This window comes from Rhizobium sp. BK591 (assembly GCF_014195045.1).
Lineage (GTDB): Bacteria > Pseudomonadota > Alphaproteobacteria > Rhizobiales > Rhizobiaceae > Rhizobium > Rhizobium anhuiense.
In genome coordinates this window covers 443,660-456,856 of the sequence record NZ_JACIAZ010000002.1, presented here as the reverse complement: position 1 = coordinate 456,856, position 13,197 = coordinate 443,660, and the positions used below count along the sequence as shown (strand labels likewise).

Below are 13,197 nucleotides of genomic sequence, written 5' to 3'. Positions count from 1 at the left end.
CCATGATGCATGTCAGACGTTCGCCCGAAGAGATCGCCGCCAACCGGCAGCGTTACGAAGAACATCAGAAGAAGGGGCTGGAATTTGCGCCGAAGGCCCTGCCGGCGCCGAGCCCCCTGCCCGCCCCCGCAATCGATGCGGCTGCGATCATCCATCAGGAAACCATCCCCGGCGGCTGGTATTGGTCGACTGCGGTCAAGCGCGGCGAAGCGCTCCGCATCGACCAGGGCGAAGGCGGATCGACCGTGGCGCTGGTTGCCTGGAACGCCGCTGACACCAGCGAACGGCTCAATCTCGTCGATACGGTCAAGGTGCAGTGGACAACCGCCCTCGGCAAGGGCCGCGTCATCTTCTCGGATATGGGCCGAGTGATGTTTTCGCTGATCGAGGACAGTTCGGGCGCCCATGACTGCCTGATGGGCGGATCGACGGCAGCTTCGAATGCCACAAAATATCCTCACGTCAGGACCCGCAACACCCGCGACAATCTCGTGCTCGTCGCCGGCAAGCTTGGTCTTGCCAGGCGTGACATCCCGGGGATTCTCAATCTCTTTGCGCCTGTCCGCGTCGACGACGCCGGCGGCTTCCACTGGCGCGGCAAGCTCTCCAACAGCGGCGATTATGCCGAGCTGCGCGCCGAAATGGACATGATCGTCGGCTTCTCGAATTGCCCGCATCCGCTCGATCCCGACCCGGTCTACGCGCCGAAGCCGGTGATCGTCACGCGCTATCGCGCGCCTTCGCCCGCAGCCGACGATCTCTCGCGCACGGCGACCGCTGAAGCCCTTCGCGGCTTTGAGAACAATGCCGCGATGCTGGCCTGAGGGAGGATTGTAATGACCGATTTCATCAAGACTTCAGCTTCGCGCAGCCTCGAAAACGCCGTGCAGGATCATTTCATTCCGGCCGAGGCGCCATGGTCCGGTATCATCCGCAAGGGCCAGACCATCCGCATCGAGGACAGCTACGGCCAGCAGGCGATCGACACGCTGTTTTATCGCGCCGACGATTTTGCCGAGCGTTATTCCAACCAGGATACGATGCGGGCGCAGGGTGGCGCCTATATCGGCACCGGCACGAAGATCATCTCGAACGAAGGCAACGTCATGTTGGTCATGACCGCCGACAGCTGCGGCCGCCATGACACATCAGCCGGCGCCTGCTCCTGCGAGAGCAACACCGTGCGCTTCGGCCACGGCACGAAATACCTGCATGCCTGCCGCGACAATTTCGTGCTCGAGGTGACCAAACACGGCATGAGCAAGCGCGACATCGTGCCGAACATCAATTTCTTCATGAACGTACCGATCAAGCCGAATGGCGAGATGACCATCGTCGACGGCATCTCGGCACCGGGTGACTATGTTGAGCTGGTGGCGGAAATGGACGTGCTCTGCGTCATCTCCAATTGCCCGCAAATCAACAATCCCTGCAACGGCTTCGATCCGACGCCGATCCGGGTGCTGATCTGGGACGGCGAGGACTGACCGATGTTCACCAAGGTCCTTATCGCCAATCGCGGCGAAATCGCCGTTCGAGTCATTCGCACATTGAAGCAGATGGGCATCGCCTCGGTCGCCGTCTATTCCGATGCCGACCGGTTCTCAAAGCCGGCGCTGACCGCCGACGAGGCCGTCCGCCTCGGCCCGGCGCCTGCCGGGGAAAGCTATCTGAACGTCGATGCCGTCATCGCCGCCTGCAAGGCGACGGGCGCTGAGGCCGTGCATCCGGGCTATGGGTTCCTGTCGGAGAATATCGGCTTTGCCGAGAGGCTCGCCGCCGAAGGTATCGCCTTCATCGGCCCGCGGCCGGAGCATTTGTCGGCCTTCGGCCTGAAGCACACGGCGCGCGAATTGGCGAAAGCGAGCGGCGTGCCGCTGCTGCCCGGCACCGATCTCTTGCAGAGCGTCGAAGAGGCGCTTTCGTCTGCCGAGACCGTCGGTTATCCCGTCATGCTGAAAAGCACGGCGGGCGGCGGCGGTATCGGCATGCAGCTCTGCACCGATGCGGCCGGCCTCAAGGCCTCTTTCGAAAGCGTGCAGCGGACCGCGCGCGCCAGCTTCGGCGACGCGCGGGTCTATATCGAGCGTTTCGTTGCCGAAGCGCGCCATGTCGAGGTGCAGATTTTCGGCGACGGCAAGGGCGGAGTGATTGCGCTCGGCGAACGCGACTGCTCGCTGCAGCGGCGGAACCAGAAGGTCGTCGAGGAGACGCCTGCGCCTGGCCTTTCCGCGGAGACAAGGGCGCGACTGCACAAGGCGGCGGTCGACTTGGGACGCTCGGTGTCCTACGAATCGGCCGGCACTGTCGAATTCATCTACGATCCCCAGCGCGAGGAATTCTATTTCCTCGAGGTCAATACCCGCCTGCAGGTCGAGCATCCCGTCACCGAAGCCGTCTTCGGCATCGACCTCGTCGAATGGATGATCCGTCAGGCGGCGGGCGAGGATGTGCTCTCGGCTGCTCGGGCCCTGACGCCGAAGGGTGCGGCGATCGAGATGCGGATCTATGCGGAGATGCCGCATGCCGATTTCCGCCCGAGCGCCGGCCTGCTGACCGAAGTCGTTTTCCCCAACAATGCCCGCGTCGACGGTTGGATCGAGACGGGAACCGAGGTCACGCCCTTCTATGACCCGATGCTCGCCAAGCTGATCGTGGCGGCGGAAGACCGGCCGGCGGCGATCGCGAAGCTGAAGGCAGCCCTCGCCGAAACATCGATATCCGGCATCGAGACCAATCTCGCCTATCTCAGGGCGATCGCCGCTTCCGAACTGCTTGCCGGCGCCAAGGTGGCGACGACGGCGCTGCGCGACTTCGCTTTCGTTCCCGATGTCGTCGAGGTTCTCGCGCCCGGCGCGCAATCGAGCATTCAGGAACTGCCGGGCCGGCTCGGCCTCTGGCATGTCGGCGTGCCGCCGAGCGGACCGATGGACGAGCGCTCCTTCCGCCATGCCAACCGCCTCGTCGGCAATGCCGATGTGACGGCTTCGCTGGAGTTGACGGTGTCCGGCCCGACACTGCGGTTTTATGCCGACCAGACGATCGCCCTTGCCGGCGCGCGGATGCCAATGACATGCGACGGCGTAAAATTGCCACATGACGCCCCGGTGACAATCCGGGCGGGTGAGGTTCTGTCGATCGGCTCTATCGAAGGACCGGGACAACGCGCCTATCTCGCCGTCGCCGGTGGTTTTGCCGCTCCCGTTGTGCTCGGCTCCCGCGCGACCTTCGGCCTCGGCCAGTTCGGCGGCAACGCCACTGGTACGCTGAAGACAGGGCATGTGCTGCATTTTGCGCGCCAGGCACCGGTCGAACCGGTAAGCCCTGCGACGGAGCCCGCCGCCTTGACGCGCGAATGGGATGTCGGCGTCGTCTATGGCCCGCATGGTGCGCCCGATTTCTTCGAGAACAGCGATATCGAGACGCTGTTCTCGACGGCCTATGAAGTGCATTTCAACAGCGCCCGCACCGGTGTGCGCCTCATCGGCCCGGCCCCGCTTTGGGCGCGCCGTGATGGCGGCGAAGCGGGTCTGCATCCCTCCAACCTGCACGACAATGCCTATGCGATCGGGGCGATCGATTTCACCGGCGACATGCCGATCATTCTTGGCCCTGATGGTCCAAGCCTTGGCGGCTTCGTTTGCCCGGCGGTGATTGCCCGCGACGAGCAGTGGAAGATGGGCCAGTTCAAGCCCGGCGACCGTATCCGTTTTCATGCCGCAGCGCGGCCGGAAGATCCGATCGCCGGTCCAGCGGTGCGGCGGGTCGCGGAAGAGATGGGTTCGCCGATCGTCGGCGCCAGCGAGGATGGCCCGGTTTCGGTCGTCTATCGCCGTCAGGGCGACGACAATCTGCTCGTCGAATACGGGCCAATGACGCTCGATATCGCGCTGCGGCTGCGGGTGCACCTATTGATGCAGGCGGTCGTGGAGGCCCGCCTCCCCGGCGTCATCGACCTCACCCCCGGTATCCGGTCGCTGCAGATCCATTATGACGGCACGCAGTTGACGCGCCGGCGCCTGCTCGGGCTGCTCTCCGAGATCGAGGCGACGCTTCCGGCGGCCCAGGAGGTCACGGTGCCGAGCCGCATCGTGCATCTGCCGCTTTCCTGGAACGATCCGGATGCGAAGCTTGCCATGAGCAAATATCAGGAGCTCGTGCGCCCGAATGCGCCCTGGTGCCCCTCGAATATCGAGTTCATCCGCCGCATCAATGGCCTTGCCGATGAACAGGCCGTTCGCGATATCGTCTTTGATGCCAGCTACTTGGTGCTGGGTCTCGGCGACGTCTATCTCGGCGCGCCGGTTGCGACCCCGACGGATCCGCGCCACCGCCTCGTGACGACGAAATATAATCCCGCCCGCACCTGGACGCCGGAAAATTCCGTCGGCATCGGCGGCGCCTATATGTGCATCTACGGCATGGAAGGACCGGGCGGCTACCAGCTCTTTGGCCGCACCATCCAGGTCTGGAACACGTGGCGGGAGACACCGGCTTTTGCCAGGGGCAAACCTTGGTTGCTGAATTTCTTCGACCAGATCCGTTTCTTCCCCGTGAGCAATCAGGAGCTGACGGAGGCGCGCGCCGCCTTCCCGCATGGCGGTTATCCGATCCGGATCGAGGAGACGGAATTCTCCTATGCCGCCTATGAGAAGGAATTGCAGGCGAATGCGGCGTCGATCGGCCGCTTCAAGGCAACGCAGCAGGCCGCCTTCGAGGCCGAACGCCAGCGCTGGAAGGACGCCGGTCTCGACAGCTTCGTCACCGATGAAGGCACAGGCGAAAGCCCAGATGGGGATATTCCCGACGGCTGCTTCGGAGTTGCCAGCGCCGTGCCCGGCAATATCTGGAAATTGCTGGTCGAGCCGGGCGCCCCGGTTGCGGCCGGCGATACACTCGCCATCATCGAATCGATGAAAATGGAAATCAACGTCACCGCCCATGCGGCAGGCCGCGTCCGCGACCTGCGCGCCGGGCCGGGAAGAAACGTCAAAGCGGGCGATATCATCGTCGTTCTGGAGGAATGCTGACATGCTGCCGACCATTCTCGATCTCTCAAGCCTTCGCGCCGCCTATCAATCCGGCCTGACGCCGCTCGACGCCATCGAAGAGGTGATTGCGCGGCGTGCCGCCTCGAAAGATCCGGCAATCTTCATCACCCCGGTGCCCGACGAAGAGCTGCGCGCCGCCGCCAAAGCCTTGATGGCACGTGCGCCCGAGGCAAACAGCCTGCCGCTCTGGGGCGTGCCCTTCGCGGTGAAAGACAATATCGATGCCGCCGGCCTGCCGACGACTGCTGCCTGCCCGGCCTATGCGTATCGGCCGGAGGCGGACTCCACCGTCGTTGCACGGTTGAAGGCCGCCGGCGCGCTCGTCATCGGCAAGACCAATCTCGACCAGTTCGCGACCGGCCTCAACGGCACGCGCTCGCCCTATGGCGCGCCGCGTTCGGTCTTCGATGCGGCCTATATCTCAGGCGGTTCGAGTTCCGGATCGGCGGTCACCGTGGCCTCCGGCCTCGCGGCCTTTGCGCTCGGCACCGATACGGCCGGCTCCGGCCGTGTGCCGGCTGCCTTCAACAATCTGGTCGGCATCAAGCCGACCCCGGGTCTCTTGCCGAATACCGGCGCCATACCGGCCTGCAAGAGCGTCGACTGCATCACGATCTTTGCCGCGACCGTCGGCGACGGTGTTGCGATCCGCAAGGTCGCCGAAGGCTTCGATGCCGCCGATGCTTTTTCCCGCCACGCCAAGCCGGCGAACCTGCCGGTATCGGGGTTGCGCATCGGCGTCCTTGCTGGCGCCGAGCGGGAATTCTTCGGCGACAAGGAGGTGGAGGCGCTCTACGATCAGGCGATCGAGCGGGCCAGAGCGCTCGGCGCGACCATCGTGCCGTTCGATTACGCGCCGTTCCGCGAGGCGGCTGCCCTTCTCTATGACGGGCCGTGGGTCGCCGAACGCCTGGCGGCGGTCGAGGCCTTCCTCGCCACGAACGCGGCCGATTTCGATCCGACGGTGCGCGGGATTATCGAAGGCGCCAGAGGCAAGACCGCGGTCGAGGCCTTCAACGGCCGATACCGGCTGGAAGAATTGCGCCGCAAGACCGAAGCCGAATGGGAAAAGGCCGATGTGCTTCTGCTGCCGACCGCACCGACCACCTATACGGTTGCCGACATGCAGGCCAATCCCGTCGTGCTCAACGGCCGCCTCGGCCGCTATACCAATTTCGTCAACCTGCTCGATTGCGCTGCGATCGCCGTTCCGGCCGGTTTCGGAAAGGGTGGCCTGCCAGGTGGGGTGACGGTGATCGCCCCCGCCTTCACCGACGATGCGCTGGCGCCGCTTGCCGATGCGCTGCACCGTGCCGCAGGTTTCGGCATGGGCATCGACCGGCAGGCGGCGATCCCCGAAGCCAGTCGTGTTGCGCCTGGCGATGACGGTTTCATCGAAATCGCGGTCGTCGGGGCGCATCTGACCGGCATGCCGCTCAATCACGAACTGGCCGGCGGGCGTCTGGTCAAGACCTGCCGCACATCAGGCGATTATCGCCTCTTCGTTCTGCCCAACACCACGCCGCCGAAACCGGGGCTGCTGCGCGAACCCGGCCATAAGGGTCAGGGGCTGGAGGTCGAGGTCTGGGCACTGCCGGCCGATGCTTTCGGCAGGTTCGTACAGAAGATTCCGGCACCCCTCGGCATCGGCAAGCTGGTGCTCGAAGATGGCTCCAGCGTCTCCGGTTTCGTCTGCGAAGCGCATGCGGTGAAGGGTGCCGAGGAAATCACCGCGCTTGGCGGCTGGCGCAACTATATCCGCGCCAAATTGGCGAGCTGAGGGGAGCCTTTCATGGCGGCAAAGCTCATCCGGCGCCTGATCGATCTGCTGCGGGACGGTCTGGCCGCCCGCAGCGAAGCGATCGGCAGCACCTGCGTCAACCCTGGCGGCTCTGGGAGCGTTCGGCAAGCTCGACGATGATGCCGTCGGGGTCGCGAACGAAGGCGATCTTGTTCAGCATCTCGGAGTGGACGGCGAAGCGCGGCCGCTCCTTGATCTCGACGCCCGCCTGTTCAAGGCGGGCGAAGGTCTCCTCGACATTGTCGAAATGGAAGGTGAGGTGCCGGACGCCGGCCGTATCTTCAGGCACGTCGACCGCCCGCGAAGCGCCGCCGGGCGGCGCGAAGATCTCCAGCATGCCGCCGCCTGCATCGAGGAACGCCACCTGCATGCCATTCGCCATCGTCTTGCGCAGCACGAGGCTGAGGCCAAGCAGGCCGCAGTAAAAATCGATAGCGCGGTCCATATCGCCGACCGTCATGCCGACATGCTCGAAGGATTTCAGCATGAGAGAGCCCTTCCCGATTCAGACCGTAGCGGCGCTGCGCCACTCCCCCGCCGGAAGCCAGGAGCGATAGAGCGGATGATCGGCGGCGATCGGCATCGGCGTCGGCCGGCCGGTGCGCTGCGAGAAATAGGCGGCTGTCACCAGCTCCAGCGAATTGCGGGCATCCTGCAGCGTCACCGGCGGCTCCTTGTCCTCAACGATCGCCTTATGAAAGAGCTCGAACTGACGGGTGTAGCCATCTTCGCCTGGCACATAGCCAGCGAGCGCCGCGTCGATCCGCGCCTGATGCTCCTCCGTTCCGGCGACGAACGTCCACGGATCACGGCCCATCGTATAGGGTTCGATGATGCTTTCGGCGACGAGGTCGTTGAAGCAGAAGCGCAGCCGCGAGATCTCCTTGCGCGAACCCAGCGTCATCGACAGCGTCGCCAGCGAGCCGTTCTGCATCTTCACCGAAAGGGCTGCCGTGTCCTCGACCTCGATCGGATTGACCAGTGTCGCGCCATAGGAAAACACTTCGGCGCAAGGGCCATGGACATAATTCAGCATGTCATGCGCGTGGATGGCGTGACCAAGAAGACCGCCACCGAGTTCGCTTGCCCATTTGCCGCGCCATGGCACGGCATAATAATCCGGGCCGCGCCACCAATGGGTTTCGATCGTCGTCAGGAACGGTTTGCCGGCAAGACCGCGCTCGATCAGCAGCTTCAGCTTCTGCAGGCCGGAGCCGTAGCGGTACTGGAAGATCGGCATCAGCTTCCTGCCGGGGAAACGAGCAAGGATGCGGCCCATCTCGTCGACCTCGGCAATCGAGCCGAAGAGCGGCTTCTCGCAGATCACGTGCTTGCCGGATTCGATGCCCTTGCGGCAGAGTTCGAAATGCGAGCTCGGCGGCGTCGAAATGTCGATGATGTCGAGATCGTCACGGGCAAACAGCGAATCGGCATCCTGGGTGTATTCGGCTATGCCGTACTCCTCGCACAGCGCCCTGCCGCGCTCCTCGTCGAGCGAGCAGAGCACGGGAACCTCGAAAAGCTCCTTGTTCCAGCCGAAGCCGGCCAGATGCCGCGCAGCGATGCCTGCGCCGATGACACCGACGCGCAATTTCCTGGTCATGATATCCTCCTCAGCGAGCGCCGATGCGCGCGGCTTTCGTCTGGGCTTCGAGCGAAAGACGGCAGACTTCGAAAACGTGATCCTGCGTCATCGCCGTCTGCGTGCGGTTGCCGACGTCGGTGGTGAAAGCGTCGAAATAATCGAGCTTTTCGCCGCTGCAATCGATATGGGTCATTTCCTTGCCGTTGACCAGGAAGAGATGATCCTTGCCCGGCCGGCCGGCAATATCGATATATTTGCGCAGCTCGATATAGCCTTCAGTGCCGAGAATGGTCAGGCGCCCGTCACCCCAGGTCGGCAGCGCCTCCGGCGTGAACCAGTCGACGCGGACATAACCCGCCGCCTTGTCGGAACGCAGAAGCACCTCGCCGAAATCCTCGAAGGCCGGCTTGTCGGGCATGCCGAAATTGCCGATCGAGCTGGCGATGACCTCGCCCGTGGTCGAGCCTGTATAGAACAGGAACTGGTCGACCTGGTGTGACGCGATATCGACGATGATGCCGCCGAAGGCTTCCGGATCGAAGAACCAGTTCGGCCGCGTCGGCAGTTGCAGCCGGTGGGGACCGACACCGAGCGTCTGGATGACCTTGCCGATCGCACCGTCGGCGACGAGCTTGCCGGCCTTGACGGCGGAGCGCACGCAATGGCGCTCGGAAAAGCAGATCGAGAAGATCTTGCCGGTCTCGGCGACGGTGCGCTTGATGTCCTCAAGCTGGGCGAAGGTCGTCACACCAGGCTTGTCGGTCATCACGTCCTTGCCCGATCTCATCGCGCGGATGGCAAGCCCGGCACGATCGCGCGGGATCGCTGAAATGCAGATGACATCGATCGACGGATCGTCGAACAGCTTTTCCCGGTCGATCTGCGGCGCATCGGGATAGGTCTTCTCGAAGGCCTCGCGCAATGCCGGCACCGAAGTCTGCGGGCAATAGCCGACGAACTCGCCGCCAGAGGCAAGCAATCCCTTCACATGATCGAACGTATGCCCATGGTCGATTCCGACGACGGCAAATCTCAACATCGCTGTAATATCCTCCCGGGATTCTCTGAGCGCCGGCTGACGCCAGCAGCCTCCATGTCGGGCAAAACAGATAACGAAAGCCGGCTCCTGTCAAGGCGAGATGAGGGGAAAAATCGCCGCACCATGTATTTAACTATTTGAAATAAAAGATGTATTTTGTATCTAAATAGTTATTTTGCGGGCTTTTGCGATTGGATTTACGGGAAAGACCACCGCTTGAGCCGATCGGGCAAAAGTCTTTTTCCCCAGTGCATCTTGCCCCGCCTTCATGAATGTGATCGATTTCGGCGGTCGCCGGGTCGGAGGGCGGCAACACCCCGCAATTCTCAAAAGAGCGCTTCTCGCTCACCTTGACGGAAGATCACCATGTCTCAAGCTCTTCTCGATGTCGCCGCTTCGGATGGTCTTTTCGTCGGCCGCGTCTGGAATCCCGACGTTGCCGGACCGAGCATTGTGACATCACGCGAGGGCGTGCTGGTCGACATCACCTCGCGCGAGGCGCCGACACTGAGCGCTCTCTTCGAGCGGCAGGACGCCGCCGGCTTCGTCCGCGCCGCAAGTGGCAAGGCGGTCGGTTCAGTGGAGCAGATCGTCGCCAACAGCACCGGCAAGCCGGACGAAGCGCGTCCCTATCTCCTGGCGCCCGTCGACCTGCAGGCCGTCAAGGCCTGCGGCGTCACCTTCGCCCAGTCGATGATCGAGCGCGTCATCGAGGAGAAGGCTGCCGGCAATCCGGAACGTGCCGCCGCCATCCGCGAACGTGTCAGCACGCTGATCGGCGGCAGCCTCACCAATCTGAAGGCGGGTTCGCCGGAGGCTGCCAAGGTCAAGCAGGCGCTGATCGACGAGGGCATGTGGTCGCAATATCTCGAAGTCGGCATCGGGCCGGATGCCGAAGTCTTCACCAAGGCCCCGGTGCTTTCCTCGGTCGGCTGGGGTGCGGATGTCGGCCTGCATCCGATCTCGACCTGGAACAATCCGGAGCCGGAAATCGTGCTCGCGGTCAATAGCCGCGGCGAAATCAAGGGCGCGACGCTCGGCAACGACGTCAATCTGCGCGACGTCGAGGGCCGCTCGGCACTGTTGCTCGGTAAAGCCAAGGACAACAATGCCTCCTGCTCGATCGGTCCTTTCATCCGCCTGTTCGATGCCGGCTACAGCCTGGATGATGTTCGCAAGGCCGAACTCGATCTGAAGGTCACCGGCCGGGACGGCTTCGTGCTGCGCGGCAAGAGTTCGATGTCGCAGATCAGCCGCGATCCGACCGATCTCGTTAAACAGACGGTCGGCGCGCATCACCAATATCCTGACGGCTTCATGCTTTTCCTCGGCACGCTGTTTGCGCCGACGCAGGATCGCGACGCGCCGAAGCAGGGCTTCACCCACAAGATCGGCGATGTCGTCGAGATTTCCTCGGCAGGGCTCGGCGCGCTTGTCAACACCGTTCGGCTCTCCACCGAATGCCCGCCCTGGACCTTCGGCATTTCGGCGCTGATGAGTAACCTCGCAAAGCGTGGATTGCTGTAAGCTACTGGTTTCGCCGCTTGCCCTCTAACAGGTCGAGAACGGAGTTTGCCGCCTCGAGAACGTTCGTGCCGGGCCCGAACACGGCTGCAACGCCGTGTTCGTGCAGGAAGTCATAGTCCTGCCGCGGGATGACACCGCCGCAGACGACGATGATATCGCCACCGCCCTTTTCCCTCAGCCTGTCGATCAGCTGCGGCAGCAGGGTCCTGTGGCCGGCCGCCAATGACGAGACGCCGACGACATTGACCTTTTCGCTGAGTGCGACGCCGGCGGCTTCGTCAGGGGTCTGGAACAGGGGACCGGCGAGCACATCGAAGCCGATGTCGCCGAAGGCCGAGGCGATCACCTTGGCGCCCCGATCGTGCCCGTCCTGGCCGAGCTTGGCGACCATGATTTTCGGCCGGCGGCCCATCGCTTCCGTCACCTCAGTCATGCGGGTCCGCAAGACGGCGAGTTCCGGTTCGTCGCTATAGGCCTCGCCGTAGACGCCTTTGATGACATTAGGGATCGCGGCATGATCGCCGAAGGCATCGCGCATCGCGTCCGATATCTCGCCGACCGTGGCACGAGCCCGGGCCGCCTCGATGGCGGCTTCCAGCAGGTTGCCCTTGCCGGTCCGGGCGATCTCCGCCAGGGCGGCCAGCGTCTCGCGCACGGCCCCGCCATCGCGGCGCCGTTTGGTTTCCTCGATCCGTTTGATCTGCGCGATCCGCACCGCACTGTTGTCGATCTCCAGAATGTCGATCGGCTGTTCGTTGTCGAGCCTGTAGCGGTTGACGCCGACGATGACCTCTTCGCCCTTGTCGACGGCCGCCTGGCGGCGCGCGGCCGCTTCCTCGATCAGCCGTTTCGGCAGGCCGTCATTGACGGCCTTGGTCATGCCGCCGAGCGCCTCCACCTCCTCGATCAGCGCCCAGGCCTTGTCGGCAAGCTCCTTCGTCAGGCTTTCGACGTAATAGGAGCCGGCGAGCGGATCGACCACCTTGGTGACGCCGGTCTCATGCTGGAGGATGAGCTGCGTGTTGCGGGCGATGCGGGCGGAAAATTCCGTCGGCAGCGCGATCGCCTCGTCGAAGGAATTGGTGTGCAGCGACTGCGTGCCGCCAAGCACGGCCGACATCGCCTCGAAGGCGGTGCGAATGATGTTGTTATAGGGGTCCTGTTCCTGCAGCGAGACGCCCGACGTCTGGCAATGGGTGCGCAGCATCAGCGAGGAAGTCTTCTTCGGCTGGAACTCTTCCATGATGCGGGTCCAGAGCAGCCGGGCGGCGCGAAGTTTGGCCGCCTCCATGAAGAAATTCATGCCGATCGCAAAGAAGAAGGAGAGCCTTCCGGCGAAATCGTCGACATTGAGACCCTTGGCGATCGCCGCCCTGACATATTCGCGGCCATCGGCAAGCGTGAAGGCGAGTTCCTGCACCAGCGTCGCGCCGGCCTCCTGCATGTGATAGCCGGAGATCGAGATCGAATTGAACTTCGGCATCTCCCTTGCGGTATATTCGATGATGTCGGCAACGATCCGCATGGAGGGTTCTGGCGGATAGATATAGGTGTTGCGGACCATGAACTCCTTGAGGATGTCGTTCTGAATGGTGCCGGAGAGCTCGGCCCGCGGCACCCCCTGCTCTTCGCCGGCCACGATGAAGGAGGCGAGGATCGGAATGACGGCGCCGTTCATGGTCATCGACACCGACATTTCTCCGAGCGGAATGCCGTCGAACAGGATTTTCATGTCCTCGACGCTGTCGATTGCCACACCTGCCTTGCCGACATCGCCTTCGACGCGGGGATGGTCGCTGTCGTAACCGCGATGGGTGGCAAGATCGAAGGCGACCGACAGGCCCTTCTGGCCGGCTGTCAGATTGCGGCGATAGAAGGCGTTCGATTCTTCTGCCGTCGAGAAGCCGGCATATTGGCGGATCGTCCAGGGCCGGCCGGCATACATCGTCGCGCGTGGGCCGCGGGTGAAAGGCGAAAAACCGGGAAGCGAGCCGAGATGCTCGGCACCGTCCAGATCCTCGGACGTATAGAGCGGCTTGACGGCGATGCCTTCCGGCGTCTGCCAGGTCAGCGTTTCAGGTGAAGCGCGCAGATCCTTTTGCGCAAGCTCCGCCCAATCCGACAGCGTCTTCTTCGTCATGCGTTTCCTCCGGCTTTTTTCATCCCAACCCTACCATTTCACAGGCTCTTCGTG

Annotated in this window: 10 protein-coding genes; 5 read left to right on the top strand and 5 right to left on the bottom strand. The window is 63.4% G+C overall.

The window, feature by feature from the left end:
• The first annotated feature begins 2 nt into the window (after positions 1 to 2).
• From FHX10_RS09215 to atzF, 4 genes are read left to right on the top strand one after another with little or no spacing between them, the layout of a single operon-like run.
• Complete coding sequence (locus tag FHX10_RS09215; protein ID WP_097594812.1) at positions 3 to 824, top strand: urea amidolyase associated protein UAAP1; 822 nt, start codon at positions 3 to 5, stop codon at positions 822 to 824.
• Between the two features lie 12 nt (positions 825 to 836).
• On the top strand, positions 837 to 1,487 hold the full coding sequence (locus tag FHX10_RS09210; RefSeq protein ID WP_063476078.1) for an urea amidolyase associated protein UAAP2: 651 nt from the start codon (positions 837 to 839) through the stop codon (positions 1,485 to 1,487).
• Between the two features lie 3 nt (positions 1,488 to 1,490).
• Positions 1,491 to 5,030, top strand: coding sequence for an urea carboxylase (gene uca, locus FHX10_RS09205; protein WP_097594813.1), 3,540 nt, complete (start codon positions 1,491 to 1,493; stop codon positions 5,028 to 5,030).
• 1 nt (position 5,031) lies between these two features.
• The gene (gene atzF / locus FHX10_RS09200) at positions 5,032 to 6,831 is read left to right on the top strand and encodes an allophanate hydrolase (RefSeq protein WP_097594814.1); all 1,800 of its coding nucleotides are present in this window, start codon (positions 5,032 to 5,034) and stop codon (positions 6,829 to 6,831) included.
• 97 nt (positions 6,832 to 6,928) lie between these two features.
• Here atzF and FHX10_RS09195 read toward each other — a convergent pair whose 3' ends face one another.
• The 4 genes from FHX10_RS09195 to FHX10_RS34855 all read right to left on the bottom strand — a co-directional run bounded on the left by FHX10_RS09195 (position 6,929) and on the right by FHX10_RS34855 (position 9,825).
• Positions 6,929 to 7,339: a VOC family protein gene (locus tag FHX10_RS09195; RefSeq protein WP_047613059.1), complete on the bottom strand. Its 411-nt coding sequence runs from the start codon at positions 7,337 to 7,339 to the stop codon at positions 6,929 to 6,931.
• An 18-nt stretch (positions 7,340 to 7,357) separates the two neighbouring features.
• On the bottom strand, positions 7,358 to 8,455 hold the full coding sequence (locus tag FHX10_RS09190) for a Gfo/Idh/MocA family protein (protein ID WP_047613058.1): 1,098 nt from the start codon (positions 8,453 to 8,455) through the stop codon (positions 7,358 to 7,360).
• Positions 8,456 to 8,465: 10 nt separating this feature from the next.
• Entirely contained in the window at positions 8,466 to 9,476 is a 1,011-nt protein-coding gene (locus FHX10_RS09185; protein ID WP_097594815.1) for a Gfo/Idh/MocA family protein, read from the bottom strand.
• Between the two features lie 133 nt (positions 9,477 to 9,609).
• Entirely contained in the window at positions 9,610 to 9,825 is a 216-nt protein-coding gene (locus tag FHX10_RS34855) for a hypothetical protein (protein ID WP_127430059.1), read from the bottom strand.
• A gap of 17 nt (positions 9,826 to 9,842) precedes the next feature.
• On the opposite strand from FHX10_RS34855, the gene FHX10_RS09180 reads away from it, so the two are divergent.
• Positions 9,843 to 11,003, top strand: a complete 1,161-nt coding sequence (locus FHX10_RS09180; protein WP_097594816.1) for a fumarylacetoacetate hydrolase family protein — start codon at positions 9,843 to 9,845, stop codon at positions 11,001 to 11,003.
• 1 nt (position 11,004) lies between these two features.
• On the opposite strand, the gene scpA is transcribed toward FHX10_RS09180, so the two are convergent.
• Positions 11,005 to 13,143, bottom strand: a complete 2,139-nt coding sequence (gene scpA, locus FHX10_RS09175) for a methylmalonyl-CoA mutase (RefSeq protein ID WP_097594817.1) — start codon at positions 13,141 to 13,143, stop codon at positions 11,005 to 11,007.
• Positions 13,144 to 13,197 lie beyond the last annotated feature (54 nt).

What these genes read in the sequence shown, in the direction of transcription:
- FHX10_RS09195 (WP_047613059.1), bottom strand. Translation starts at nt 7,339, where the DNA reads ATGCTGAAATCCTTCGAGCATGTCGGCATGACGGTCGGCGATATGGAC.
- uca (WP_097594813.1), top strand. Translation starts at nt 1,491, where the DNA reads ATGTTCACCAAGGTCCTTATCGCCAATCGCGGCGAAATCGCCGTTCGA.
- FHX10_RS09215 (WP_097594812.1), top strand. Translation starts at nt 3, where the DNA reads ATGATGCATGTCAGACGTTCGCCCGAAGAGATCGCCGCCAACCGGCAG.
- FHX10_RS09190 (WP_047613058.1), bottom strand. Translation starts at nt 8,455, where the DNA reads ATGACCAGGAAATTGCGCGTCGGTGTCATCGGCGCAGGCATCGCTGCG.
- FHX10_RS09210 (WP_063476078.1), top strand. Translation starts at nt 837, where the DNA reads ATGACCGATTTCATCAAGACTTCAGCTTCGCGCAGCCTCGAAAACGCC.
- scpA (WP_097594817.1), bottom strand. Translation starts at nt 13,143, where the DNA reads ATGACGAAGAAGACGCTGTCGGATTGGGCGGAGCTTGCGCAAAAGGAT.
- atzF (WP_097594814.1), top strand. Translation starts at nt 5,032, where the DNA reads ATGCTGCCGACCATTCTCGATCTCTCAAGCCTTCGCGCCGCCTATCAA.
- FHX10_RS09185 (WP_097594815.1), bottom strand. Translation starts at nt 9,476, where the DNA reads ATGTTGAGATTTGCCGTCGTCGGAATCGACCATGGGCATACGTTCGAT.
- FHX10_RS09180 (WP_097594816.1), top strand. Translation starts at nt 9,843, where the DNA reads ATGTCTCAAGCTCTTCTCGATGTCGCCGCTTCGGATGGTCTTTTCGTC.